The organism is Microbacterium sp. NPDC090003 (assembly GCF_044748385.1).
GTDB lineage: Bacteria > Actinomycetota > Actinomycetes > Actinomycetales > Microbacteriaceae > Microbacterium.
Map to the genome: position 1 here is coordinate 363332 of NZ_JBIVFW010000002.1, position 25405 is coordinate 388736.

21 protein-coding genes are annotated in these 25405 nt (G+C 69.6%); 19 read left to right on the forward strand and 2 right to left on the reverse strand.

The features are described from left to right. Nucleotides 1-60: 60 nt before the first annotated feature. The 4 genes from msuE to ACIPVN_RS14705 all read left to right on the forward strand — a co-directional run bounded on the left by msuE (nt 61) and on the right by ACIPVN_RS14705 (nt 5004). The gene (msuE, locus tag ACIPVN_RS14690; RefSeq protein WP_400444237.1) at nt 61-630 is read left to right on the forward strand and encodes an FMN reductase; all 570 of its coding nucleotides are present in this window, start codon (nt 61-63) and stop codon (nt 628-630) included. Between the two features lie 169 nt (nt 631-799). After that, nucleotides 800-1816 (forward strand): hypothetical protein, encoded by a 1017-nt coding sequence (locus tag ACIPVN_RS14695; RefSeq protein WP_400444240.1) that lies wholly within the window; start codon nt 800-802, stop codon nt 1814-1816. Continuing rightward, on the forward strand, nt 1813-3624 hold the full coding sequence (locus ACIPVN_RS14700) for a thioredoxin domain-containing protein (protein WP_400444242.1): 1812 nt from the start codon (nt 1813-1815) through the stop codon (nt 3622-3624). Before ACIPVN_RS14695 ends, ACIPVN_RS14700 begins: the two co-directional genes overlap by 4 nt. A 9-nt stretch (nt 3625-3633) precedes the next feature. Then, nucleotides 3634-5004, forward strand: a complete 1371-nt coding sequence (locus ACIPVN_RS14705; RefSeq protein ID WP_400444245.1) for an amino acid permease — start codon at nt 3634-3636, stop codon at nt 5002-5004. Between the two features lie 15 nt (nt 5005-5019). Here ACIPVN_RS14705 and ACIPVN_RS14710 read toward each other — a convergent pair whose 3' ends face one another. After that, nucleotides 5020-6591, reverse strand: a complete 1572-nt coding sequence (locus ACIPVN_RS14710; RefSeq protein ID WP_400444248.1) for a dolichyl-phosphate-mannose--protein mannosyltransferase — start codon at nt 6589-6591, stop codon at nt 5020-5022. 22 nt (nt 6592-6613) lie between these two features. Here ACIPVN_RS14710 and rsmI point away from each other — a divergent pair, with 22 nt between their 5' ends. The 11 genes from rsmI (at nt 6614) to ACIPVN_RS14765 (ending at nt 19974) form a co-directional block, all read left to right on the forward strand. Beyond that, nucleotides 6614-7435: a 16S rRNA (cytidine(1402)-2'-O)-methyltransferase gene (gene rsmI, locus ACIPVN_RS14715; protein ID WP_400444251.1), complete on the forward strand. Its 822-nt coding sequence runs from the start codon at nt 6614-6616 to the stop codon at nt 7433-7435. An 8-nt stretch (nt 7436-7443) separates the two neighbouring features. After that, the gene (locus ACIPVN_RS14720; RefSeq protein WP_400444254.1) at nt 7444-8130 is read left to right on the forward strand and encodes a class I SAM-dependent methyltransferase; all 687 of its coding nucleotides are present in this window, start codon (nt 7444-7446) and stop codon (nt 8128-8130) included. Between the two features lie 43 nt (nt 8131-8173). Beyond that, nucleotides 8174-9274, forward strand: coding sequence for a LacI family DNA-binding transcriptional regulator (locus ACIPVN_RS14725; protein WP_400444257.1), 1101 nt, complete (start codon nt 8174-8176; stop codon nt 9272-9274). Between the two features lie 110 nt (nt 9275-9384). Then, nucleotides 9385-11049 (forward strand): ABC transporter substrate-binding protein, encoded by a 1665-nt coding sequence (locus ACIPVN_RS14730; RefSeq protein ID WP_400444259.1) that lies wholly within the window; start codon nt 9385-9387, stop codon nt 11047-11049. After that, nucleotides 11046-12026: an ABC transporter permease gene (locus ACIPVN_RS14735; RefSeq protein ID WP_400444262.1), complete on the forward strand. Its 981-nt coding sequence runs from the start codon at nt 11046-11048 to the stop codon at nt 12024-12026. Before ACIPVN_RS14730 ends, ACIPVN_RS14735 begins: the two co-directional genes overlap by 4 nt. Then, a complete protein-coding gene (locus ACIPVN_RS14740) occupies nt 12023-12937 on the forward strand; it encodes an ABC transporter permease (protein WP_400444265.1) in 915 nt (304 codons plus the stop codon). The genes ACIPVN_RS14735 and ACIPVN_RS14740 overlap by 4 nt, the downstream gene beginning before the upstream one ends. Beyond that, entirely contained in the window at nt 12934-14658 is a 1725-nt protein-coding gene (locus ACIPVN_RS14745; protein WP_400444267.1) for an ABC transporter ATP-binding protein, read from the forward strand. Before ACIPVN_RS14740 ends, ACIPVN_RS14745 begins: the two co-directional genes overlap by 4 nt. 43 nt (nt 14659-14701) lie before the next feature. Next, the gene (locus ACIPVN_RS14750; RefSeq protein WP_400444711.1) at nt 14702-15871 is read left to right on the forward strand and encodes a glycoside hydrolase family 1 protein; all 1170 of its coding nucleotides are present in this window, start codon (nt 14702-14704) and stop codon (nt 15869-15871) included. Nucleotides 15872-15904: 33 nt separating this feature from the next. Beyond that, nucleotides 15905-17491, forward strand: coding sequence for a molybdopterin-dependent oxidoreductase (locus ACIPVN_RS14755; RefSeq protein WP_400444269.1), 1587 nt, complete (start codon nt 15905-15907; stop codon nt 17489-17491). Between the two features lie 30 nt (nt 17492-17521). Further along, entirely contained in the window at nt 17522-19099 is a 1578-nt protein-coding gene (gene metG, locus ACIPVN_RS14760) for a methionine--tRNA ligase (RefSeq protein WP_400444272.1), read from the forward strand. 2 nt (nt 19100-19101) lie between these two features. After that, on the forward strand, nt 19102-19974 hold the full coding sequence (locus ACIPVN_RS14765) for a TatD family hydrolase (RefSeq protein WP_400444275.1): 873 nt from the start codon (nt 19102-19104) through the stop codon (nt 19972-19974). Here ACIPVN_RS14765 and ACIPVN_RS14770 read toward each other — a convergent pair. Next, nucleotides 19953-21236: an MFS transporter gene (locus ACIPVN_RS14770; RefSeq protein WP_400444278.1), complete on the reverse strand. Its 1284-nt coding sequence runs from the start codon at nt 21234-21236 to the stop codon at nt 19953-19955. The genes ACIPVN_RS14765 and ACIPVN_RS14770 overlap by 22 nt on opposite strands. Before the next feature lie 55 nt (nt 21237-21291). Between ACIPVN_RS14770 and rsmA the strand changes: the two genes are divergently transcribed. From rsmA to ACIPVN_RS14790, 4 genes are all read left to right on the forward strand, one after another. Beyond that, the gene (rsmA, locus tag ACIPVN_RS14775; protein ID WP_400444281.1) at nt 21292-22152 is read left to right on the forward strand and encodes a 16S rRNA (adenine(1518)-N(6)/adenine(1519)-N(6))-dimethyltransferase RsmA; all 861 of its coding nucleotides are present in this window, start codon (nt 21292-21294) and stop codon (nt 22150-22152) included. Continuing rightward, complete coding sequence (gene mgrA / locus ACIPVN_RS14780; RefSeq protein WP_400444284.1) at nt 22149-23216, forward strand: L-glyceraldehyde 3-phosphate reductase; 1068 nt, start codon at nt 22149-22151, stop codon at nt 23214-23216. The genes rsmA and mgrA overlap by 4 nt, the downstream gene beginning before the upstream one ends. 4 nt (nt 23217-23220) lie before the next feature. Further along, a complete protein-coding gene (locus ACIPVN_RS14785; protein ID WP_400444287.1) occupies nt 23221-24153 on the forward strand; it encodes a 4-(cytidine 5'-diphospho)-2-C-methyl-D-erythritol kinase in 933 nt (310 codons plus the stop codon). 113 nt (nt 24154-24266) lie between these two features. Next, nucleotides 24267-25298: a LacI family DNA-binding transcriptional regulator gene (locus ACIPVN_RS14790; RefSeq protein ID WP_400444290.1), complete on the forward strand. Its 1032-nt coding sequence runs from the start codon at nt 24267-24269 to the stop codon at nt 25296-25298. Nucleotides 25299-25405 lie beyond the last annotated feature (107 nt).

The following is a 25405-nucleotide window of genomic DNA, read 5'->3' on the forward strand; positions in this document are numbered from 1 at the left end:
GATGACGCCCCGTGTCGCCAGCCCGCGACACGGGGCGTCTTCGTGGGTACCGTCGAGGACATGACAGCTCCCTACCGCGTCGTCGCCGTGTCCGGGTCGCTCCACGAGCCCAGCAAGACGACCGCCCTCGTCCGCGCGATCGCCGCCGCCGTGGCCGAGCGCACGGCGGTCGAGGTCGAGGTCATCGAGCTCACCGACATCGGCCCCGACCTCGCCGGTGCCCTGAGTCGCGATCAGCTGCCGGCCCGGGTCGAGGAGAAGCTCGTCGCGATCGAGCAGGCCGATCTGCTGATCGTCGGCAGCCCGGTCTACCGCGCGTCTTTCACGGGACTGTTCAAGCACCTGTTCGACTTCGTCGGGCAGTACGAGCTCGTCGGCAAGCCCGTGCTGCTGGCGGCCACGGGCGGCGGCGAGCGTCACGCTCTCATCATCGAGCACCAGCTGCGCCCGCTGTTCGCGTTCTTCCAAGCGCTCACTCTGCCGATCGGCGTCTACGCGAGCAACACCGACTTCGACGGCTACGAGATCAACTCCGATGTACTGCGCTCGCGCATCGACCTCGCCGCCGACCGTGCGCTGCCGCTGGTGAACTACGCCGCCTCGCAGCCCCTCGCCGCTCTCGCGATCTGAAAGAGTAAAGCCCCGGGCGCTTGTCTGAGACAGAGGCGACACCGGGGCGTTCTCCACAAGGGTACCATCAGGTCGCATGCCACGCTCTTATTCAGCGGACGTGATCTGCTCGCACCTGTCCGCTCCGAGGCTTGCGCCGTACCTCGAGCGATCTGACTCGGATGCCGACATGGCACTCTCTCTGTACGAGTGGAGCGCGCGAATGTCATCCGCGTCGTTCGAGATCGTCGCCCACCTTGAGGTCCTGCTCAGAAACGCTCTCGATCGCACGCTCGCGCAGCATCAGGATGAGGCGGCTCGGGGCATGCCGTGGTTCCTTTGCAGGCCACCCGCTAACGAAGAGATCGCGGCGGCGGTCGAAGTGGTGCGGGATCGCCTGCGTCCGCTCGGTCGTGACTCGCGGCATCAGATTGTAGCCGGGCTCTCCTTCGGATTCTGGTCGGGGATGCTCGGGCGTCGGTATGAGGACCTTTGGCGAGCGGCACTTCGACATGCCTTCCCAGGATCTTCAGGGGCAAGGAAACAGGTGGCGGCCGAGGTCGAAGCCATCCGTAAGTTCCGGAACAGGCTCGCGCATCACGACTCCATGCTGAACATAGACATTCCTTTCGAAATCAGACGTGTTCAGCGGGTTGCCGCATTCATCGGAACCGATGCCGCGGCCTGGTTGGCCGACATCGACCGTACGGGCGAGATCTACGCCGAGCGTCCGCATAGCCCTCTCGACACCGTCGTCGTTCCGGCCCGAGATGCGTGGTCGTTCTACGAGTCGCATTTCGCTTATGTCTGCCAGGCAGGGCGCTGGTTCCAGCCGGTGGAGCGGCTCGCCTTCTACGCGGAGCAAGAGATCAAGTCTGCGGTTCCTCGGGTCGTGCATCGACGGGACAATGTTCAGTGGACCGAAGCGGAGGCCGAAAGACTTGCCGCTTCCGCAGATCGGAACGACCGAAAGATTGCCGCCGTCATCCGAGCATCGCTCGTGACAGGACGAGCATCGGGAGTCAATCAAGTCTTTCTCCTCACCCGGCCCGGTGATCCGGATCACCGTCAACTGACGCATCCACTTGTCCATGCAACGAACGGGCGAGGTAGCGGATACGTCCGTCGGCAGCGATACGTCTCACTACACGCGCTGGAGACGGCTACGACGACAGCGGACATTTCGACCGAAACGAACACAGCATGACCAACCGGCTCGCCGACACGCTCAGTCCCTACCTCCGCGCGCACGCCGAGAACCCCGTCGACTGGTATCCGTGGGGCGAGGAGGCGTTCGCCGAGGCGCAGCGCCGCGATGTGCCGCTGATGATCTCGATCGGGTACTCGACGTGCCACTGGTGCCATGTGATGGCGCGCGAGTCCTTCGCCGACTCCGAGACCGCGGCGGTCGTGAACCGAGACTTCGTGGCGGTGAAGGTCGATCGAGAGGAGCATCCCGAGGTCGACGGAGCGTACATGGCCGCGGCATCCGCCTTCACCCAGAATCTCGGGTGGCCGCTCACCGTCTTCGCGACCCCGCGCGGGCGCACGTTCTTCGCGGGCACCTACTGGCCGCCGGAGTCGCGCCCGCCCATGCCGTCGTTCCGCGAGGTGCTCGCGGCGGTGCAGGAGGCGTGGACCCAGCGGCGGGCGCAGGCCGAGGAATCGGCGGATGCCGTCACCGAGGCGCTCGCGCGCGCCGCCGAGACCACGCCGTCAGATGTGCCCGATGCCGCGGCGCTCGCCCGGGCCGCGTCGATGATCGCCGACCGCGAGGATCGGCAGCACGGCGGTTTCGGGGGCGCACCGAAGTTCCCCGTTGCGACGGTGCTGCGATTCCTGCAGGCGCCGCTCGTGCGCCGTGAGAACGCGCCGGCGGCGGAGGCGGGGAGGCGCGCCCTCTCCGCGATGGCCGCGAGTGATCTGCGGGACGACGTCGAGGGCGGGTTCTTCCGCTACGCGACGCAGCGCGATTGGACGGTGCCCCACTACGAGCGGATGCTCACCGACAACGCGCAGCTGCTGGAGGTCGCCCTGGACGACCGCGATGACGCCACCGCGCGCGGGATCGCCGGGTTCCTCGTCGACGTCCTCGGGCGGGAGGGCGGCGGGTTCGGAGCCGCCCAGGACTCCGAGTCGTGGATCGACGGCGAGCGCAGCGAGGGCGGCTACTACCTCCGGGATGCCGCCGGACGTCGAGATCTCGAACCCCCGGCCGTCGACGGCAAGGTGATCACCGGCTGGAACGGCCTCGCGATCGGCGCGCTCGCACGTGGGGGTGCCGCCCTGGGCGAGGCATCGTGGATCGCCGCCGCCCGGCTGGCGGCGGATGCCGTGCTCACCACCAACCGTGACGCCGGCGGTGCGCTCGTGCGCGCGTCGCTCGACGGCGTCCCGTCGACGGCCGTCGCGACGCCCTCCGACCTCGGTCTTCTCGCCGATGGCCTCTTCGCGCTCGCTCTCGCGACGGGTGAGGCGACGTGGGCGAGCACCGCACGGGGCATCGTCGATCGCGCCCTCGACGGCATCGCCGGCGATCCGCTCCTGAGCGCGCAGGGCATCGCCTCGTCTCCCGATCAGACCGATGGCGACCTGCCCTCCGGCCCCGCGGCACTCGCCCAGGCCGCGCTCACCGCGTGGCGCCTCGGGGCCGGGGAGCGGTACCTCGACGCAGCCGCCTCCGTGGTGCACGCGTACGCGGCATCCGCCCTGGCCCAACCGTTCGCCCACAGCAGTCTGCTGCGCGTCGCGGCCGGTCTCGTCGACCCGCCGCGGCAGATCGTCGTGGTCTCCGACGAACCGGCGGGCGCACTCGCCGTGGCCGCCCGCCACGCGGATGCCGACGTGGTCGGCGTCGTGTCGCCGGCGCAGGCCGAGGCGTTCGCCGCGGCCGGGTTCGAGCTCTTCGCCGGTCGTTCGGGTACGCCGGGCGTGGCCTACGACTGCCGCGGCTTCGTGTGCCTGCTGCCGGTGAGCGAGCCCCACGAATTGTCGCGTGAGAGGGTGGCCGTCTAGGGTGGCGCGGTGACCGACTCCGCCCCCACCGCCCCCGCCACCGCATCGACATCGTTGAAGCCGGGGCTGACGCGCCGTCAGATCTCGATGATGGGGCTCGGCAGCGCCATCGGTGCCGGTCTCTTCGTCGGCTCCGGGCAGGCGATCGGTCTGGCCGGTCCCGCCGTGCTGATCTCGTACCTCGTGGCCGGTTCCATCGTCGTGCTGGTGATGGCGATGCTCGCCGAGATGGTGGCCGCGCGCCCCAGCTCCGGCGCCTTCAGCTCGTACGCGCAGGACGCGATGGGGCGCAGTGCCGGCAGCGCGGTGGGATGGATGTACTGGATCCAGCTGGTGGTCGTGATCGCCGCCGAGGCGACGGGCGCGGCGGGGATCGTCGCCGGCTGGGTGCCCGCCGTGCCCGCCTGGGTGTGGGTGCTGCTGTTCGTCGCCGCGTTCACCGCCATCAACCTCTTCGCGGTGAGCGGATACGGGCGCTTCGAGTTCTGGTTCGCGGCGATCAAGGTGACCGCGATCATCGTCTTCCTCGTGATCGGCGTCTGCGCGATCCTCGGGCTGTTCCCCGGGGTTCCGGCCACCGGCATCGCGCATCTCTTCGACGAGGGCGGCTTCGCCCCGAACGGCGCCGCCGGTATCGCCGCTGCCCTGCTCATCGTCCTCTTCGCGTTCGGCGGCACCGAACTCGTCGCGATCGCCGCGGCGGAATCGGCCGACCCCGGCCGCAGCATCCGCCGGATCGTGCGCCAGGTGCTGGTGCGCATCCTCGTGTTCTACCTGGGCTCGATCTTCGTGATCGTCGCCGTGCTGCCGTGGAACACCCCGGCCGTGCTCGACGGGCCGTTCTCGGCGGTGCTCGCCACCCTGCGCCTTCCCGGTGTCGACCTGGTGATGTCGATCATCGTCGTCGTGGCGCTGCTGTCGGCCATGAACGCCAACATCTACGGCGCCTCGCGGATGGTGTTCTCCCTGGGGGAGCGCGGCCTCGCACCGCGCGCGCTCACGCGCACCACGACGAAGGGGGTTCCCCGGATCGCCGTGGTCGCCTCGGTCGCGTTCGGCTTCGTGGCTGTGGGGCTGAACTGGGCGTTCCCCGACGTCGTGCTCCCGGTGCTGCTGAACGTGGTGGGTTCGACGCTGCTGGTGACGTGGGCGGCCGTCGCGGTGTCGCAGATCATCCTGCGCCGCCGGGCCGAGCGCACGGGCGCCACGCTGCCGATCCGCATGTGGGGCTTCCCCTGGCTGTCGTGGCTGTGCGTCGCCCTGATCGCCGGTGTCGTCGTGCTCGCGGCGTTCGATGCCGCAGCCCGCACACAACTGCTTCTCACGGCCGGTCTGACTCTGGCGCTCTGGGTCGTCGCACGCCTCGCGAACAGGAGCTGACCTGCGGGGTCCGGCTCACACCCAGCCGGGCAGCCAGTTGTGCACGAGCCAGAACGGGTACGGCACGCTCATCCCGACCCACGACGGCAGGAAGAAGATCGACACCAGCACGGCGAACACCAGGAAGAGGATCACGGTGCGCTCACCGGACTGCCGTCGGTGCAGGGGATCGTCGCGCCGACCGGCGATCGTGCGCAGCGTGAGGGCGAGCGCGATCACGAGGAACGGCATCATGACGACTGTGTAGAACTGGAAGATCGTGCGCTCGGGGAACAGCAGCCACGGCACGTACGTCACGGCGAGGCCGACGAGCGGGATGCCGATCTCGGCACCGACCGGCTGCCACAGCACCCAACCGCGCACGAGCCGGTAGAGCAGGTAGACGGATGCCGCGACTCCGGCGTACCAGATCAGCGGGTTCGGGATCGACGAGATCACCGCGATGCAGTGGTCGGTGCCGCACGGGCCGGGGTCGCTGTCGACCCAGACGGCGGTGGGGCGCAGGAGGAACGGCCACTCCCACGCCGGGCTCGCGTAGGGGTGCCCGCGGGTGAGTCCGACATGGAATCCGAGCATGGACTGGTGGTAGTTCCACAGGGCGATCAGCGGGTTCGGGTCGCTCTGCCGGTCGTAGCCTCCCGCGGTGACCAGCCACCCGGTCCAGCTGACCAGGTAGGTCGCGAGGGCAGGGAACACCAGCAGCACGAACGAGACCGGACCCTGTCGGAAGACCGCGTCGGACGGCCAGACCACGACGCCCGCGCGGCGTCGCGCGAGAGCATCCGTCACCACGACGTACAGGCCGAAGCCCGCGAGCGCATACAGACCCGACCACTTCACGGCGGAGGCGGCGCCGAGGGCGACGCCCGCCGCGATCAGCCAGGGGCGCCGCCACAGGATCGGCCCCCAGAGCGGCTCGGGTCGGTCGGGATCGCCGCGTTCGAGCAGCGGGATCGTGCGGCGCCGGTCGAGCAGCACGAAGAGGACGCCCAGGAGCACGAAGAAGGTCAGCGGGCCGTCGAGCAGGGCGATGCGGCTGAGCACGATGCTCAGGCCGTCGATCGCGAGCAGGAACCCGGCGACGGTCGCGACGACGGTCGATCCGGTCAGCACGCGTGCGATCAGGTAGACCAGCAGCACGGAGGCGGTGCCGAGGATGCCGGTGGCGAGACGCCAGCCCAGGCTGTCGTCGGGTCCGCCGCCGGCCATGCCCAGGGCGATCAGCCACTTGCCCAGCGGCGGGTGGACGATGAACGAGCCCTTCTCCGACAGGGGGAGATCCTGGTTCGCGATGAACGCCTCGTTCGCGCCGTCGCCCCAGGTGCCCTCGTATCCGAGCGTCCACAGCGACCAGGCGTCCTTGACGTAGTACGTCTCGTCGAAGGCGAGCTCGTGCGGATGCCCGACGTTCACCAGTCGCAGGAAGGCCGCGAGCAGCGTCACGGTGAACGGCGCGAGCCAGTTCAGGATGCTGTTCCACTCCGGATCGAGCAGCAGACGGTCTCGGGTGCGACCCCACCAGGTCGTGCGCTCCGCGTGTGCGGGCGGGTGCACAGGCGGCGCGGGAGCGGGATCGGGCGACGTCACGGGTACAGCCTAGGCTGGGCGGGTGATCATCCTCGCTGCGACCCCGATCGGAAATCTCGGCGATGCCTCGCGCCGCCTCATCGAGGTGCTCGAGAACGCGGAGGTCGTCGTGGCGGAGGACACTCGCACGACGCAGAAGCTGTTGAAGGCGCTCGAGATCACCAACCGGCCGCGCCTGATCGCGCTGCACGATCACAACGAGAAGCAGAAGGCCGCCGAGCTCGCGACCCTCGCGATCGAGACCGACGTCGTCGTCGTGAGCGACGCGGGCATGCCCACCGTGAGCGATCCCGGATACGGGCTCGTGGCCGAGGCGGTCGCCCAGGGCGTCACGGTCACCGCGATCCCGGGGCCGAGCGCCCCGCTGATGGCACTCGCGATCTCGGGCCTGCCCACCGACAGGTTCACGTTCGAGGGGTTCCTGCCCCGCAAGCCCGCCGAGCGCCGCACGACGCTGCGGGCGCTCGCCTCCGAGCCGCGCACGATGGTGTTCTTCGAGTCGCCGGCCCGCCTCGCCTCGGCGCTCGCCGACATGGGGGCGGCCTTCGGCGACGACCGGCGCATCGCCGTCTGCCGCGAGCTCACCAAGTTCTACGAGGAGGTGCGCCGGGGAACGGCCGCCGAACTCGTCGCCTGGGCCGAGGGCGGCGTGAAGGGTGAGATCGTCGTGGTCGTCGAGGGGGCGCCGCGTCGCGATGCCTCGCCCGAGGACGCGCTCGCGCAGGTGCAGCGGCTCGTCGCCGACGGCATCCGCCTGAAGGATGCCGCCTCGGAGGTCGCCGGACTCACGGGGCTGTCGTCGCGCGACCTGTACCAGGCCGCGCTCGCCGCGAAGAAGGGCTAGCCACGCGCATGTCGGATGCGGTCGCGTCGGAGGCAGTCACATCGGACAGCGTGATCGCCGCGGCGTACGCCGCGCGCGCCGAGGAGTACGTGAGTGTGCTCGGCGAGATCGAGCAGATGAATGCCGCGGACCGCGCGACCATCGCGGCCTGGCGCGACTCCACGACGGGAACGCTGCTGGATGCCGGCAGCGGGCCGGGGATGTGGACACGGTTCCTCGGCGGCGGCGGCGGCGGCGCGCGCGACGAAGGCTGGCGCCACGTCTGGGGCCTCGACGTCACCGAGGCGTTCGTCGCCTCGGCCAGGGCGCGCTTCCCGGAGACGACCTTCGCGGTCGGATCGTTCCGGGACATCCCCGCACCGGATGCCTCGCTCGGCGGCATCCTCGCCTGGTACTCGCTGATCCACACCCCGCCCGCCGAGGTGCCCGCCGTGCTGGCGGAGTTCGCGCGGGTGCTCCGGCCCGGCGGGAGTCTGCTGATCGGTTACTTCGACGGCACCGCACGCGAGGCGTTCGCGCACCGGGTGACCACGGCGTACTTCTGGTCGGCCGAGGCTCTCGGGGCGCTGCTCGTCGACGCGGGCTTCACGGTGGTGTCGGCCGAGCGCCGTGATCGCCGGCCGGGCGAGGCGAGCTCGCGCCCGCACGGTGCGCTGACCGCGGTTCGGCGCACCTCGCCGGGTACCCTGGCCTGACGCCCCGGCGCCGGGGCGCGACCACCAGGACGGAGCAATCATCGTGAGCAGGTCCGTGACCGTCTACGACGTCGCCGCGCGCGCCGGAGTCTCGATCGCCACGGTCTCACGTGTGCTGCGTTCGCCGGATGCCGTCCGCCCGGCGACGCGCGAACGGGTTCACGAGGCGGTCTCCGAACTCGGGTACGTGCCCAGCGGCAGCGCGCGCGGACTCGCCGAGCGTCGCACCGGGGTGCTCGGCCTCTACTTCCCGAGCTTCGACGCGGCCGAGGAGGCGCCGGATCTCGACGTGTTCGCCGACGACCCGGTATCCGTCCCGCCGTTCACCCTGGCGCACGACGACGGCGAGGTGCACCCGACGTCGCTCTTCCTCGACGAGGTGCTGCGCGGGGCCGAGCTCGAGGCGTGGAAGCGGGGCTTCGTGCTCATGATCGGGGTGGGCCGTGACGACCCCGACCGCTCGACGGTGCGCGACATGGCGGGTCGCGTCGACGGGCTCGTGGTGCTCGCGCGGAGCGTGCCCGACGCCGTTCTCGCACGCCTCTCGCGGCGCATCCCCGTCGTCGTCCTCTCGGGCCCGCCGCGCGGCGACGACTACGACCACGTGACGGTGAGCAACGCCGAGGCGATGGGCGAGCTCACCCGGCACGTGCTCGCGCAGGTGCCGGAGGGTGCGCTCGTGGCGTTCCTCGCCGGCCCCGAGGACTCGCCGGACGGCGGTGAACGCTGGGAAGGATTCTCCCGGGCGGCGCGTGAGGCGGGTATCGAACCGGGTGCCGTGACGCTGGTGCGCGGCGACTTCACCCGCGCATCCGGGCGTCGAGCAACGGAGGGGCTGCTTGCCGGGGGAACACCCGACGCTCTGATCGCGGCCAACGACCAGATGGCACTGGGCGCGATCGACGTGCTCCGCGACGCCGGGTTGCGGGTGCCGGAGGACGTGCTCGTGACCGGGTTCGACGGCATCGAGGCCGCGGCGCTCTCGCGACCGGCGCTGACCACGATCCGGCAGCCGATGATCGACCTCGGGCGCGCGGCCGTGCAGGTCCTCGCGCGCCGGTTGGAGCATCCGGATGCGCCGCCTGCGGTAGTGCGCCTGCCGCTGCAGATCCTGCTCCGGGAGAGCTCTCAGCGCCCCTCCTGACCCGTCCGGTGGGAAGCCACCCCCTTGCGCAACCGAAATGTATGCGCTTACAGTGGCTAATCGAGGGGCCATCGGGCCCTTCCATGACGACGACGACATGAGGTGGACGCGTGGCGAAGACGCACTTGCTCCGACGCTGGCGCAGGACGGTGGTGGTCGCGCTCGCGGCGGCGGCCGTGGCGCTGAGCGGATGCAGCATCCAGATCACATCCCAACCCGATCCCACGATCGGCGACGACACGATGCTGATCAACGCCGACCACGGCAACCCGTTCTTCACCCGGAACTTCAACCCGTACCTGACCAACACGCGCACGGCGTCGCGGTGGATCTACGAGCCGCTCATCCTGGTGAACCCGCTCGACGGCGAACTGAACCCGTGGTTGGCGACCGAGTGGTCGCAGCCCGATGCGAAGACGATCATCATGACGATCCGCGACGGCGTCGAGTGGAGCGACGAAGAGCCGCTCACCCCGGATGACGTCGCATTCACGTTCCAACTGCTGAAGGACGAGCCCACGCTCGACATCAAGGGCGCCTGGCAGCACATCGAGAGCGTCGAGACGCAGGGAGATGATGTCGTCTTCCACCTGCTGAGCGAGGATGCCCCGTCGCTGTCGATCATCGGGCTCACGATGATCGTGCCCGAGCACCTCTGGTCGGACGTCGAGAACCCGGGCACCTATCGCAACGAGGAGCCGGTCGGCACCGGGCCCTTCGTGCTCGGCAACTACAACGACCAGCAGTACTCGATGGATCGCAACCCCGGCTACTGGCAGGCCGACTCGATCGAAGTCGAGCACATCGTCCTGCCCGCCACGAACAACCAGCTCGACACCGTCAGCCGCGGCTACGACTGGGCGTACGCCTTCATCTCCGATGTCGAGGGCACGTGGGGAGCGGCGAGCGAGCACAACTCGTGGTGGTTCCCGCCGGGCGGTGTGATCGCCCTCATGCCGAACCTCGAGGTGGCGCCCTTCGACGACGTGAACGTGCGGCGCGGTATCGCCCTCTCGCTCGACCGCGAGGAGATCGCCGAGACCGCATCCGAGGGGTACATGGAGCCCGCCGGCCAGACCGGCCTCATCCTGCCCAACCAGGAGAAGTACCTCGACCCGTCGATCCCCGACTCCGGCATGATCACGCAAGACACGGATGCCGCGCTCGCGGCGTTCGAGGAGGCCGGGTACACCCTCGACGGCGATCGTCTCGTCGGCCCCGACGGCGCGCAGCTCGAGTTCGCGCTCACGACCGCGAACGGCTTCACCGACTGGACCCGCGCGGCGCAGAGCGTCCAGAGCCAGCTCGCCGCGGTGGGCGTGAAGGTCACGTTGAAGCTGCCGCAGCCGGCCGGGTACCAGAGCGCCATCAGCAATGGCGACTTCGAGATGGCGATCGGGGGCATGGGCAACGGCGATGCCTACCAGGCCTACAACAACCTGCTCTCGAGCGAGTTCTACGTGCCCTCCGGGGAGCCGACCGCGAACAACTTCGAGCGCTACCGCTCGGACGAGGCGGACGCCCTGTTGCTCGAGTACCGCGAGACGGTCGATCCCGACCGGCAGGCCGAGATCGTGCGCGAGCTGCAGAACATCGTCTACGACGAGATGCCGGTGATCGGCCTCTACTACGGCGGCATCTGGGGTCTGTTCAGCGATGCGAAGTTCACCGGCTGGCCCACCGCGGAGGACCCGTACATGATCCCGCAGAACTACGATTCGGCTCCGCTGATGATCTTCACGAAGCTGAAGCCCGTGAAGGAGGACGACCGATGAAGTACCTCCTGCAGAAGCTCGGCCTGTTCGTGCTCACACTGTGGGCCGCGATCACCCTGAACTTCTTCCTGCCGCGTCTCATGCCCGGATCTCCGGCCGATGCGGCGATCGCGAAGCTCTCGCAGAACGGACCGGTGTCCGACGCGACCCGGGCCGCCATCGAAGCCCAGCTCGGCGTGCCTGGCGGGTCGCTGTGGGACCAGTACGTGGCCTACCTCGGTCAGGTCGCGACGCTCGACTTCGGCGTCTCGTACACCTTCTATCCGCAGTCGGTGGCGAGCATGGTCTCGACCGCACTGCCGTACACGATCGGACTCGTCGGGATCGTCACGATCCTCGCCTTCGTGGTCGGTACGCTCATCGGCGTCGCGGCCGCCTGGCGCCGCGGCACCTGGCTCGACTCGCTGCCGACGCTGACGGGTTCGTTCCTCAGCACGTTCCCCTACTTCTGGACGGCGCTGCTGCTGCTGTTCTTCCTCGGCTACGTGCTGCACTGGTTCCCCACGACCGGCGCCTACTCGGCGACGACGACTCCGGGTTTCACCTTCGAGTTCATCGGCGATCTCGCCCGGCACGCGGTGCTGCCCGCGCTGACGATCCTGCTCACGTCGCTGGGCGGATGGATCATCGGCATGCGCAACGCCATGATCAACACGCTCGGCGAGGACTACATCACCTTCGCCGAGGCGAACGGTCTCCACGGGCGCACGATCGCGGTGCGCTACGCGGCGCGGAACGCGATCCTCCCCAACCTCACCGGTTTCGGGCTCACGCTCGGGGGCGTGGTGGGCGGGTCGATCCTCGTCGAGCAGGTGTTCGGTTATCCCGGCATCGGGTACCTGCTCTTCAACGCCGTGATCGGGCAGGACTACCCGCTCATGCAGGCGCTCTTCCTGATGATCACCGTGAGCGTGCTCATCGCCAACTTCCTCGTCGACATCCTGTACGGCGTGCTGGATCCAAGGACCCGCCGATGACCTCCACCATGAACGTCAAGATCCCCTCCGATCGCATCGCGCAGCCGAACCGCTGGCGTTCGGTCGGCCGCATGCTCGGCACGCTGTGGTCGAACGGCAAGGCCCGTATCGGGCTGTGCCTGCTCGCCTTCTTCGTGCTGGTGGCCGTGTTCGCCCCGCTCCTGGCTCCCTACGGCGCGAAGGAGAACGGCTTCGAACGCAACGCGGATGCCTCGGCCGCGCACTGGCTGGGCACCACCGCGGCCGGCGAGGACGTACTGAGTCAGCTGATCTACGGCGCGCAGGTCAGCCTGCTGGTCGGCTTCGCCGCCGGCATCCTCTCGACCATCGTCGCCGTGCTGATCGGTCTCAGCTGGGGATACATGCGCGGGTTCTCGGGCGAGGTCGTCGGCTTCGTCGTGAATCTCTTCCTCGTGATCCCCGGCCTGCCCCTGATGATCGTGATCGCCGCCTACCTGCAGAACGGCGGCATCCTGATGATCATCGCGGTGATCGTCATCACCGGCTGGGCGTGGGGAGCGCGTGTGCTGCGCAGCCAGACGCAGTCGTTGCGCGGCAACGACTTCGTGGCCTCGGCGCAGTTCTCGGGCGACAGCCCGGCACGCATCGTGTTCCGCGAGATCCTGCCGAACATGACCTCGATCATCGCCGGCACGCTCTTCGGGGCGGCCACGGCGGCGATCCTCGCCGAGGCGGGCCTGGAGTTCCTCGGTCTCGGCGACTCGAGCATCGTCAGCTGGGGCACGATGCTCTACTGGGCGCAGAACTCCAACTCCCTGCTCACGGGCCAGTGGCTGCTGTTGTTCGCCCCCGGTCTGTGCATCGCGCTGCTCGCGCTGAGCCTCACACTCATCAACTTCGGCGTGGACGGAATCTCCAATCCGCGCCTGCGGGAAGGAAAGGGGCGATGACCGCCATGACCGTGTCAGAGACGAGCGAGACCCCGATCCTCCTCGAGGTCGAGCAGTTGTCGGTGGAGTACGCCTCGCCCGGCGCCGAACCGGTGCAGGCCGTGCACGACGTGTCGTTCACGCTGCGGCAGGGCGAGTTCGTGGGACTGGTCGGCGAATCGGGTTCGGGCAAGTCGACGCTCGGCTTCGCGCTGACCCGGTTGCAGAAGCCCCCGGCGCGCATCAGCGGAGGACGGATCCTGTTCGACGGCGCGGACATCCGCGACCTCGACGCCGAGGCTCTGCGCCGCCAGCGTCAGGGAGGGTTCGCGATGGTGCTGCAGTCGGGCATGAACGCGCTGAACCCGGTCCGCACGGTCGGCCACCACTTCGCCGACATCTTCGCCGCGCACGGTCACGTGCCGCGCGACGACCGCGACGCCCGCGCCCGCGAGCTCGTCGCGAAGGTGGGACTCGACCCGGCCGTGCTCGCTCGCTACCCCGGCGAGCTGTCGGGCGGCATGCGTCAGCGGGCTTCGATCGCCCTCGCCCTGTCGCTCGAGCCGCAGCTCATGGTGTTCGACGAGCCGACGACCGCGCTCGACGTGCTCGTGCAGCACGCCGTCATGGACACGATCCGCGACCTGCAGCACGCGGAGGGGTTCACGGCGATCCTCATCAGCCACGACCTCGGCATCGTGCTCGAGGCCACCGACCGCGTCATGGTGATGCACGAGGGCCGCATCGTCGAAGATGCGGCGAGCGCCGACATCCTGCACTCCCCGCAGGACGAGTACACGCGCATGCTGCTCAGCCACTACGCCGATCCGCGCGCCGAGACCCTCTCGATCCCCGGGTTCGTGGATGCCGGCACGCGCCGACGCGAGGGGCGCACGCGATCCGACGTGACGGAGACGCTGCCGACGGTGTCGCAGCGCGAGACGCGACGGGCCGATGCGGCGATCGTCGTCGACCGCGTGAGCAAGCGCTATCCCGCTCCGCGTCGCGGGCAGGATGCCGTCACCGCGGTCGACGACGTGTCGTTCCGGCTGGAGCCGGGGGAGGCCCTGGCGCTCGTCGGCGCCTCGGGCTCGGGCAAGTCGACGATCGCGAAGCTGCTCACGGGCATCGAGAAGCCGACCGCGGGCACGGTGCGCTTCGGCGAGACCGACGTCGCGTCGCTGCGCCGCCGGGGTCTGCGCGATCTGCGCAAGGACGTGCAGATGGTCTTCCAGGATCCGTACGCCGCGCTCAACCCGCTGCACACCGTCGAGTACGCGCTCAGCCGGCCGATCCGCAACTACACGCCGTTGCGCGGGGCGGAGGCGCGGGCGCGCGTGCTCGAGCTGCTCGAGACGGTCGGACTCACCCCTGTCGAGCAGTTCGCGGCGAAGCTGCCGCACCAGCTGTCGGGCGGTCAGCGCCAGCGCGTCGTGATCGCGCGGGCTCTCGCGAGCGATCCGCAGGTGCTGATCGCCGATGAGCCGGTGTCGATGCTCGACGTCTCGCTGCGCGCCGGTGTGCTCGCCCTGCTCGAGGACCTGCGCGAGCGCTGGGGCATCAGCATGCTCTACATCACGCACGATCTACTCAGCGCCCGCCTCGTGACCGAGAACATCCTCGTGCTCAACCGCGGCCGCGTCGTGGAGCGCGGCGAGACCTCGCAGGTGCTGCAGCATCCCGAGGATCCCTACACGGTCGAGTTGCTCGACGCCGTGCCCAACCCCTCGCGTTCCCGATAGACGCCTCATGACGACCGAACACCCCCTCATGAAAGGAGCATCCGTGCTCGCATTCCCCGACGGCTTCCTCTGGGGTGCCGCGACCGCCGCGCACCAGGTCGAAGGAAACAACACGACCAGCAACTGGTGGCGCATGGAGCACGCGCCGGACTCGCCGATGGTGGAGCCATCCGGAGACGCCGCCGACCACCTGCACCGCTACCCCGAGGACATGCGGCTGCTCGCCGACGCGGGGCTCAACTCGTACCGCTTCTCGCTCGAGTGGGCGCGGATCGAGCCGGAGCGCGGGTTCGTCTCGCGCGCGATGCTCGACCACTACCGGCGCATGATCGACACCGCTCGCGAGAACGGTCTCGATCCGACGGTCACGCTGATGCACTTCACGGTGCCGGAGTGGTTCCAGCGCGACGGCTTCTGGCGCGCGGATGACGCGGTCGACCTCTTCTCGCGCTACGTCGAGACCGTGCTGCCGATCCTCGACGGCGTGCGGTACGTGTGCACGATCAACGAGCCGAACATCGCGGCCATGCTCGCGGGCGGCGAAGACGCATCGAACCTCGTGGCCTACGGCCTGCCGAACCCCGATCTGGCGGTCGCCGACACCCTGCTCGACGCCCACCGCCGCGCCTCCGAGATCGTGCACACGGTCTCGGGCGCCCAGGCGGGGTGGACCATCGCCACCCAGGCGTTCCATTCGACCGGCGAGCCCGGTGCCGACGAGATGCTCGCTCAGTACGGCGATCCGCGCGACCACTGGTACCTCGAGCAGTCCGCGGGCGACGACTTCGTGGGTGTGCAGGCGTACACCCGCACCTTCATCGGTCCGGAGGGGCCGCTGCCGGTCTCGCCCGATGTCGAGACCACCCTCACCGGATGGGAGTTCTTCCCCGAGGCGCTCGAGCTGGGTGTGCGCAGCGCCTGGGAGCGCAGCGGGGGAGTGCCGGTGATCGTGACCGAGAACGGCATCGCGACCGACGACGACACCCGTCGCATCGCGTACACGCAGGGGGCGCTGGAGGGACTGCACCGGGCGATCTCCGACGGCATCGAGGTGCGCGGCTACCAGCACTGGAGCGCGCTCGACAACTACGAGTGGGCGAGCGGCTTCGCCCCGACGTTCGGGTTGATCGCGTTCGATCGCGAGACGTTCGCGCGCACACCGAAGCCCTCGCTCGCGTGGCTCGGCGAGGTCGCGCGCCGCAACGCCCTCTGAGTTCCGCGGCCCGGGGCGGCGTACCATCGGGAGATGACGCAGGCGATGCCGCAGACGCTCGACGGCCGGGAGCCTCGTGCCCGTGATGATCGGGCACGGGGCGACCGCGTCGGCGCGGCGGCAGCCGGGCTCGCCGCGGCCACGCTCGGCGTGGGGGCCGGAGAGCTCGTCGCCGCCTTCATCGCCCCGGAGGCGAGCCCGTTCGCGGTGATCGGCGGCGGTCTGATCGACCTTGCGCCCGCTTGGGCCAAGGACACGGCGATCGCCCTGTTCGGAACCGGTGACAAGGTCGCCCTGCTCGTCGGCATCGGTGTCGTCCTCGCCGGCCTCGCGGCGCTGGCCGGCATCCTCGAGCGTCGCGTCCCGGGCACGGGGGCGGCGCTGCTCGGCGCACTGGGCGCGGTCGCCCTGGCCGTGGCTCTGACGCGCGCGAATCCGGGCCCGTACGCGTGGGTGCCCGGGATCGTGGCAGGGGGGATCTCGGCGATCGTCGTGCGGCTACTGATCCGCGGGCTCCGCCCCGTCGCGGGATTCGCCGTCGACCCCGACGATCGCCGTCGTTTCCTGCTCTGGACGGGTGGTGCCGCGGCTGCCGGAGTGATCGCCCTGATGATCGGGAACGTGGCTCGGAGCGCCTCGCGCTCGATCGAGATGGTACGGAAGGCCCTCACGCTGCCGACGCCGATGACCGCCGCGGCGGCGGTGCCGAGCGGTGCCGAGCTCGATCTGCCGGGCCTGGCTCGCGTCGTCACACCGACCGAGGAGTTCTACCGCATCGACACCGCCCTCGTGGTGCCGCGGGTCGATCCCGCCGACTGGTCGCTCCGCATCCACGGCATGGTCGATCGTGAGGTGGTGATCACCTGGGACGAGCTGCTGGCGCTGCCGATGACCGAGTCGTACGTCACGCTCTCGTGCGTGTCGAACGAGGTGGGCGGCTCGTTGATCGGCAATGCCCGCTGGCTCGGCCACCCGCTGCGCGGACTGCTCGCCCGCGCCGGGGTGCAGTCCGACGCCGACATGGTGCTCTCGACCTCGGCGGACGGGTTCACCGCCTCGTCGCCGATCGAGGCGCTCACCGACGATCGCGATGCGCTCCTCGCGATCGGTATGAACGGCGCTCCCTTGCCCCTGGAGCACGGCTTCCCGGCGCGGATGGTGGTGCCGGGGCTCTATGGATACGTGTCGGCGACGAAGTGGGTCACCGAGCTCGAAGTCACGCGCTTCGACCGCGCGATGGCGTATTGGACCCCGCGCGGATGGTCCGACCACGGCCCGATCAAGCTGCAGTCGCGCATCGACGTGCCGCGTGCTGGACGGACCGTCGCGCCGGGGGAGACGATGATCGCGGGCATGGCGTGGTTTCCGCACACGGGCGTCACGGGCGTCGAGGTGCGCATCGACGGCGGGCCGTGGCAGGCTGCCGATCTCGCGGCCGGGATCTCCGACGACACCTGGGTGCAATGGAGCACGCCGTGGTCGGCGCAGGTCGGTGAGCACAGCATCGAGTGCCGGGCGATCGGTGCCGACGGCGACACGCAGACCGAGCAGCGCGCTGCCCCCGCACCCGACGGCGCCCAGGGCTGGCACCGCGTCGACGTGACGGTGGGACCGGCGTAACGTCGCCCTGCGGGCACCTAGAATCGATCCATGCCCGCAGGCGAATCGTTCTACATCACCACGCCCATCTACTACCCCTCCGACGTGCCCCACATCGGTCACGGGTACACCTCGGTGGCGGTCGACACGCTCGCGCGCTGGCACCGCCAGGCAGGCGACGACACCTGGATGCTGACGGGCACCGACGAGCACGGCCAGAAGATGCTGCGTGCGGCGGCGGCGAACAACGTCACCCCGCAGGAGTGGGTGGACAAGCTCGTCACCGAGGCGTGGTTCCCCCTGCTGAAGACCCTCGATGTCGCGAACGACGATTTCATCCGCACGACGCAGGAGCGCCATGAGGAGCGCGTGAAGAAGTTCGTCCAGGCGATCTACGACCGCGGCTACATCTATGCCGGCGAGTACGAGGCGCTGTACTGCGTGGGCTGCGAGGAGTTCAAGCCCGAGTCCGAGATCCTCGACGGGACGGGGCCCTTCGAGGGCCTGAAGGTCTGTGCGATCCACTCCAAGCCCCTCGAGCTGCTGCAGGAGAAGAACTACTTCTTCAAACTCAGCGAGTTCCAGGACCGTCTGCTCGAGCTCTACAAGGACCAGCCCGACTTCATCCGCCCGGAGTCGGCGCGCAACGAGGTCGTCTCGTTCGTGCGCCAGGGTCTCAAGGACCTTTCGATCTCGCGGTCGGCGTTCGACTGGGGCATCGAGGTGCCGTGGGACGACGCGCACGTCATCTACGTGTGGGTCGACGCACTGCTCAACTACGCGACCGCGGTCGGCTACGGCGACGACGACGCGAACTTCGAGCGGCGCTGGCCGGCCTACCACGTGGTCGGCAAGGACATCCTGCGCTTCCACGCCGTCATCTGGCCGGCGATGCTGATGGCCGCGGGCGTCGACGTGCCCCAGGGCGTGTTCGCGCACGGCTGGCTGCTGGTCGGCGGCGAGAAGATGTCGAAGTCGAAGCTCACCGGCATCGCGCCGACCGAGATCACCGACGTCTTCGGCTCCGACGCGTACCGCTTCTACTTCCTGTCGGCGATCGCCTTCGGCCAGGACGGCTCGTTCTCGTGGGAGGACCTCGCGGCGCGCTACCAGGCCGAGCTCGCGAACGGCTTCGGCAACCTCGCTTCGCGCACGACCGCGATGATCGAGAAGTACTTCGAGGGGATCGTGCCGCCCGCGGGCGAGTACACCGAGAAGGATCTCGCGATCCAGCAGATCGTGGCGGATGCCGCGACGAAGGCGGATGCCGCGATCGAGCAGTTCCGCATCGACGAGGCGATCTCGTCGATCTGGAAGATCGTCGACGCGCTCAACGGGTACATCACCGAGAACGAGCCGTGGGCGCTGGCCCGCGACGAGGCGCAGCGCGAGCGGCTCGGCACCGTGCTCTACACGTGCGCCGAGGGTCTGCGCGCCCTCGCGGTGCTCCTGTCGCCGGTGATGCCGCAGTCGACCGAGAAGCTCTGGGAGGCGCTCGGCGCCGGAGACGACCTGGGTCGCCTGCAGGATCAGCCGATCCGAGAGGCGGGAGCCTGGGGCAAGCTCCAGCCCGGCACGAGCGTCAACGGTCTCGCGCCGCTGTTCCCGCGCGTGGAGACGACCGCCTGAGCATGACCTACGTGCAGCAGCGAGACGGCGACGGGCGCAAGGATCTGCGGTATCCGACGGCTCCCGAGCCGCTGGCGGTGGCGGTGTACGACAACCACGCCCACCTCGACATCGTCGACGGCGATGAGCCGCTGACGCTCGGCCAGCAGCTCGATCGAGCGCAGGCGGTCGGGATCGCCGGAGTCGTGCAGTCCTCCGGCGATATCGAGTCGTCGCGATGGGCGGTCGACGCCGCGGCATCCGATCCCCGCGTGCTCGCGGCGGTCGCGATCCACCCGAACGACGCGCCCACCTACGCCGAGGAGGGGCGCCTCGACGAGGCGATCGCGGTGATCGACGAGCTCGCCGCGCACCCGCGCACGCGGGCCGTCGGTGAAACCGGTCTCGACTTCTTCCGCACCGAGCCCGAGCGTCGGGGTCCGCAGCACGCCTCGTTCGAGGCGCACATCGCGATCGCGAAGAAGCACGGCATCGCGATGCAGATCCATGATCGCGATGCGCACGACGCGGTGCTCGAGACGCTCACGCGGGTCGGCGCGCCCGATACGACCGTGTTCCACTGCTTCTCGGGCGACGATGCGATGGCCCGTGTCTGCGCGGACGCCGGGTACTACCTGTCGTTCGCCGGCAACGTGACGTTCAAGAACGCGCAGAACCTGCGCGATGCGCTGAAGGTCACGCCGCTCGACCGCATCCTCGTCGAGACGGATGCCCCGTTCCTCACTCCCGTGCCGCTGCGCGGTCGGCCGAACGCCCCCTATCTCGTGCCGATCACGGTGCGCTTCATGGCCGCCGAGCTCGATCTCGAGGTCGACGAGCTCTGCGCGCGGATCGCCGCGAACACGCGGCGGGTCTACGGCTCGTTCGACTCCTGAACCGGGTCGTCCTGTGAGACCGGTTTCGCGCTGACGATCGCGCTGATCGGCTTCCAGACGAACAGCAGTGTCAGTGCCGCCCCGGCGAAGGCGAACCACCACGGGGCTGTGAGGCCCCAGATCTCGGCGATCACGCCGCCGAGGGCCTGGCCGATCACCATGCCCCCGAAGACCCCGACCATGTTCACGGAGGCGACGCGGCCCTGCAGTGCGGCGGGCACGAGCCTCTGGCGCACGGTGGTCGAGATCGTGCCCCAGACGAAGGCATAGGCGCCGAAGAAGAACATGATCACGAGCGCCACCCATCCCACGGTGGTCAGCGCGAAGGCCAGGTGCATGAGCACCTCGAGCGTCAGCACGATGCGCATGAGGCTCGCGAACGAGATGTGCCGCTCCAGCCACCCAAAGCTCAGCGTCGCGAGGATGCCGCCGACGGCCGAGGCCGTGGTGAGCGCCCCGTAGCCCACCGCGCCCATGTGCAGGTGCTCGGTCGCATAGAGCACGAGCACACCCCAGGGGGCGGCCCAGGTGACGTTGAAGAGCAGGATGATGAGCACCAGCATCCGCACCGGAGGGTTGCGCCACAGCCAGCGCAACCCCTCGGCGATGTCGGTGTGGACGGGAGGGTGGGCGGTCGAGCCGCCCTCGCTGCTCTCGCGTGGGGGCACCGGGGTGCGGGCCAGGCGCGAGATCAGGACGACGGCCGCGAGCACGCAGACGATCTCGACGAGGAAGGGCCAGGCGCTGCCCGCGGCGAAGAGGAAGGCGCCGAGCGGCGGGCCGGCGAACTGGTTGGCGACGAGATAGCCCGCCTGGAGCCGCGCGTTGCCGATGCCGAGATCCGAGGGGCGTACCAGCATCGGCAGCAGCGTGCTGCCCGCGGTGTCGACGAACACCTCGGCCGTGCCGTAGAGGAAAGCCACCGCGAGCACGATCCAGATGTTCGCGGTGCCGGTGACGAGGAAGACGCACAGGGCGGCGAGCACGACGGCTCGAGCGGCGTTGGCGAGCATCACCAGGCGGCGGCGGTCGAAGCGGTCGGCGATCGCTCCCGCGTGCAGACCGAACAGCAGCCAGGGGAGGAACTGCAGGATGGCACCCGCCGCGACGAGGATCGGCGAGGAGGTCATCGAGGCGATCAGCAGGGGAGCGGCTGCGAGAGCGACGCCGTCGCCGACGTTGCTGGTCCAGGACGACGCCAGCAGCCACGGGAAATCGCGCCCCATGCGGCGCGGGGCGACGAGTTCTCCGAGGGTGGGCACCACCTGAGAGTACTGGGAGCCGGGGACATCGTCCGCCGTGGGGGAGAATGGAGCAATGACCGTCACCCTGCTCGGCGCCACCGAGATCCGCCGCCTCGCCGCCGAGCTCGACGTCACCCCCACCAAGAAGCTCGGCCAGAACTTCGTCGTCGACGCCAACACGGTGCGCAAGATCGTGCACGCCGCGCGCGTGCAGCCGGGGGAGCGGGTCGTCGAGGTCGGACCGGGCCTCGGGTCGCTGACGCTCGCGATCCTCGAAGCAGGGGCGAAGGTCACGGCGGTCGAGATCGATCATCGTCTCGCCGCCCGCCTGCCGCAGACGGCCGCGGAGCGCGGCGTTCCCGAGGGGATGCTGACGGTCGTCGATGCCGACGCCCTGCGCATCACCGAGCTGCCCGGGGAGCCGACCGTGCTCGTCGCCAATCTCCCTTACAACGTCTCGGTGCCCGTGCTGCTGCACTTCCTCGAGAACTTCTCGTACCTGCAGCGCGGCGTCGTGATGGTGCAGGCCGAGGTCGCCGAGCGCCTCGCCGCGAAGCCGGGATCGAAGATCTACGGCTCCCCGAGCGTCAAGGCCGCCTGGTACGGCGACTGGAAGCTCAGCGGAAACGTCTCGCGTCAGGTCTTCTGGCCGGTGCCCAACGTCGACAGTCTGCTGGTCGGCTTCGACCGCTCCGAGGGCGAGCGGGGGAGCGAGGACGAACGTCGTCGCACCTTCCAGATCGTGGATGCCGCGTTCAACCAGCGCCGCAAGATGCTGCGGCAGGCGCTGTCGGGGATCTTCGGCAGCTCGGCCGCGGCGTCCGAGATCCTGACCGCCGCCGGTGTCGCTCCGACCGCCCGAGGTGAGGATCTTACGGTCGATGACTACCAGAGGATCGCCGCTCAGGCCGCAACGACTAATCTGGCACCGTGACCGACTCCCCCCGCTTCAGCCCGAACGTCCCCGAACTGCACCGCCCGTACGCCGCCGCCGAGGGCCGCTACGGCGAGTTCGCCTATCGCCAGGTCGGCTCGTCCGGTCTGTACCTGCCGCCGATCTCGCTCGGCCTGTGGTGGAACTTCGGCGACAACATCCCGCTCGACAACCAGCGCGCACTGCTCCGCCACGCCTTCGACCGCGGCATCACGCACTTCGACCTCGCCAACAACTACGGCCCGCCCTACGGCTCGGCCGAGAAGAACTTCGGCCGCATCTTCGCCGAGGACTTCCGTCCGTACCGCGATGAGCTGATCATCTCGTCGAAGGCCGGCTGGGACATGTGGCCCGGGCCCTACGGCGACTTCGCGAGCCGCAAGTACATCCTCGCCAGCGCCGAGCAGTCGCTCACGCGCATGGGCCTGGACTACGTCGACATCTTCTACTCGCACCGCGTCGACCCGGTCACCCCGATCGCTGAGACGGTCGCCGCGCTCGACACCCTCGTCCGCCAGGGCAAGGCGCTGTACGTGGGGATCTCCTCGTACAGCGCCGAGCGCACGGCCGAGGCCGTCGCCGTCGCGAAGGAGCTAGGCACGCCGCTCGTCATCCACCAGCCCGCCTACTCGATCCTCAACCGCTGGGTCGAGGACGGCCTGAACGACACCCTCACGCAGAACGGTCTCGGCGCGATCGCGTTCACCCCGCTCGCCCAGGGCCTGCTCACCGACAAGTACCTCGGCGACGGCACGGCCGATCGCGCGCAGAAGCGCGGCTCGCTGCCCGAGGGGCGTCTGAGCGACGAGGCCGTGCAGACCCTGCGCGATCTGAACGACGTGGCGAAGGAGCGCGGGCAGTCGCTCGCCCAGCTCGCCCTGCAGTGGACGCTGCGCAACCCGGTCGTCGCCTCGGCGCTGATCGGCGCCTCGCGCGTCTCGCAGCTCGACGAGAACGTCGCCGCGGTGAACGGTCCGGAGTTCACCTCCGAGCAGCTCGCCCGCATCGACGCGCTGTCGGGCACGGTCGACGTCAACCTGTGGGCCCAGTCCTCGGAGCTGTGAGCCGATGAGCTCCGCCGCGTCCGTCGATCGGGTGCACGTCCGCGCCCCGGGGAAGATCAACGTCTTCCTCGGGGTCGGCGGGCGCCACGACGACGGATATCACGCACTCGCGACGGTCTTCCAGGCCGTGTCGCTGTACGAGGACGTGATCGCCCGCGCGGCGGACGATTTCTCGGTGACGGTCACGGGAGCGGTGGACGCGGATGCCGTCCCGCTCGACGATCGAAACCTCGCCATGCGCGCGGCGAAACTGCTCGCCGCCGCCGCCGACTACCACGGCGGCGTGGCGCTCGAGATCCGCAAGAGCGTGCCCGTCGCCGGCGGCATGGGCGGGGGGTCGGCGGATGCCGCGGCCGCCCTCGTGGCGTGCGATGCGCTCTGGGGCACCGGATGCTCGCTCGCGCGACTGCACGAGCTGGCCGCGCGTCTCGGGGCCGACGTGCCCTTCGCCCTGCACGGTGGCACCGCTGTCGGCACCGGACGCGGCGATGAGCTCAACCCGGCGCTGGCCCGCGGCCGGTTCGACTGGGTGCTGGTCACGAGCGACGAAGGCCTCTCGACGCCCGTCGTGTACGAGCAGCTCGACCTGCTCCGCGAAGAGGCGGGCGCACTCGCCGACGATCCGCCGCTGAGTCTCGATGTGCCCATCCCCGTACTGCAGGCGCTCCGCTCGGGCGACGCGGTCCAGCTCGCGGCGAGCCTGCACAACGATCTGGAGGCGGCGGCGGTGCACCGACGCCCCGACCTCGAGGAGACGATCCGGCGCGGCATCCGCGCGGGTGCGCTCCACGGCATCGTGTCGGGGTCCGGGCCCACGGTCGCCCTCTTGTGCGGCGATCCGGAGTCCGCGCAGGCGGTGCAGACCGCGCTGCAGCAGGCGGGTCGCGAAGCGCTCCACGTGCACGGCCCCGTGCCGGGCGCGCGCATCCTCGTCTGACCCGATTCCCGACCCGCCCTCCGTGCTCGCGCTAGGCGCTTTCGAGCGCTCAGGGTCATAATGAGTTTACGATGTGACCGTGCACATGAGGGTGCACATGCAAGGAGGCCGTGATGTCCACTGCCTCCGAGCGCGCCCGGATGCCGAGCATCCGCGATGTCGCCCGTCTCGCCGGTGTCTCGCATCAGACCGTCTCCCGTGTGCTCAACGATCATCCGAGCATCCGGCCCGAGACGAAGGCGAAGGTGCTCGACGCGATCGCCGTGCTCGACTACCGGCCCAACCTCGCCGCCCGCGCACTCGTCACGAGCCGATCGAACATGCTCGGCGTGCTCTCGGCCACGATCGGGGAGTTCGGGCCGACCTCGTCGATCGCGAGCATCGAGGATGCCGCGCGCGAGGAGGGGTACTCGGTCTCGACGCTCAACCTCGCAGCGACCACGCCCGAGGCCATCGGCAGCGCCGTGCGTCAGCTCGCCCGTGAACAGGTCGACGGCATCGTGGTGCTCGCGCCGCAGGTGCGCGTGTTCCACGTACTGCGGGGGATGGCCGTCGACTTCCCGTTCGTGACGCTGCAGACCGCGTCGGGGTCGGACGGGGTGAGCCTGTCGGCGGACCAGGTCGCGGGAGCGAAAGCGGCCACCGAGCATCTCATCCGCCTGGGACACAGCGACATCCTGCACCTGGCCGGTCCGCAGGACTGGATCGAAGCGGAGTCGCGCATGCGCGGATACCTCGACGGTCTGCGCGAGGCCGACCTGCCGACGTTCCCGCCGATCCGTGGCGACTGGACCGCGGACTTCGGCTACTTCGCCGGGCAGGAGCTGTCGCGTCGGCGGGACTTCACGGCGGTGTTCGCGGCCAACGACCTCATGGCGATCGGGCTCATGCACGGGTTCCGCGATGCCGGGGTGCGCGTTCCCGACGACATCAGCGTCGTGGGGTTCGATGACGTACCGGTGGCCGCGCACGTGGCGCCGACCCTGACCACGGTGCACCAGGATTTCCCCGAACTGGGCCGCCGTGCGGTGAAGATCCTGCTCGCGCAGATCCGCGGGGAGCAGGCTCCGCAGTTCGGTCCGATCCAGACCACGGTGCGTGATCGCGAGTCCGCGGGGCCCCATGCGCCGCGCAGGTCACGGTAGCGACACGAAAATCCGTGCCGGACTTGACAGGTTCGATATGCCGGAGTTGTATGTACCAATGTGAACGGTCACATCGAAGGTGACCGCACGTCGCGAGGAAGATCCGT

Bases quoted from the DNA above. Each gene is read 5' to 3' on its own strand.
- ACIPVN_RS14765 (WP_400444275.1), top strand. From the start codon at position 19,102: ATGACCTACGTGCAGCAGCGAGACGGCGACGGGCGCAAGGATCTGCGG.
- ACIPVN_RS14740 (WP_400444265.1), top strand. From the start codon at position 12,023: ATGACCTCCACCATGAACGTCAAGATCCCCTCCGATCGCATCGCGCAG.
- ACIPVN_RS14745 (WP_400444267.1), top strand. From the start codon at position 12,934: ATGACCGCCATGACCGTGTCAGAGACGAGCGAGACCCCGATCCTCCTC.
- ACIPVN_RS14785 (WP_400444287.1), top strand. From the start codon at position 23,221: ATGAGCTCCGCCGCGTCCGTCGATCGGGTGCACGTCCGCGCCCCGGGG.
- ACIPVN_RS14755 (WP_400444269.1), top strand. From the start codon at position 15,905: ATGACGCAGGCGATGCCGCAGACGCTCGACGGCCGGGAGCCTCGTGCC.
- ACIPVN_RS14700 (WP_400444242.1), top strand. From the start codon at position 1,813: ATGACCAACCGGCTCGCCGACACGCTCAGTCCCTACCTCCGCGCGCAC.
- ACIPVN_RS14735 (WP_400444262.1), top strand. From the start codon at position 11,046: ATGAAGTACCTCCTGCAGAAGCTCGGCCTGTTCGTGCTCACACTGTGG.
- metG (WP_400444272.1), top strand. From the start codon at position 17,522: ATGCCCGCAGGCGAATCGTTCTACATCACCACGCCCATCTACTACCCC.
- ACIPVN_RS14790 (WP_400444290.1), top strand. From the start codon at position 24,267: ATGTCCACTGCCTCCGAGCGCGCCCGGATGCCGAGCATCCGCGATGTC.
- rsmA (WP_400444281.1), top strand. From the start codon at position 21,292: ATGACCGTCACCCTGCTCGGCGCCACCGAGATCCGCCGCCTCGCCGCC.
- ACIPVN_RS14695 (WP_400444240.1), top strand. From the start codon at position 800: ATGGCACTCTCTCTGTACGAGTGGAGCGCGCGAATGTCATCCGCGTCG.
- ACIPVN_RS14720 (WP_400444254.1), top strand. From the start codon at position 7,444: ATGTCGGATGCGGTCGCGTCGGAGGCAGTCACATCGGACAGCGTGATC.
- msuE (WP_400444237.1), top strand. From the start codon at position 61: ATGACAGCTCCCTACCGCGTCGTCGCCGTGTCCGGGTCGCTCCACGAG.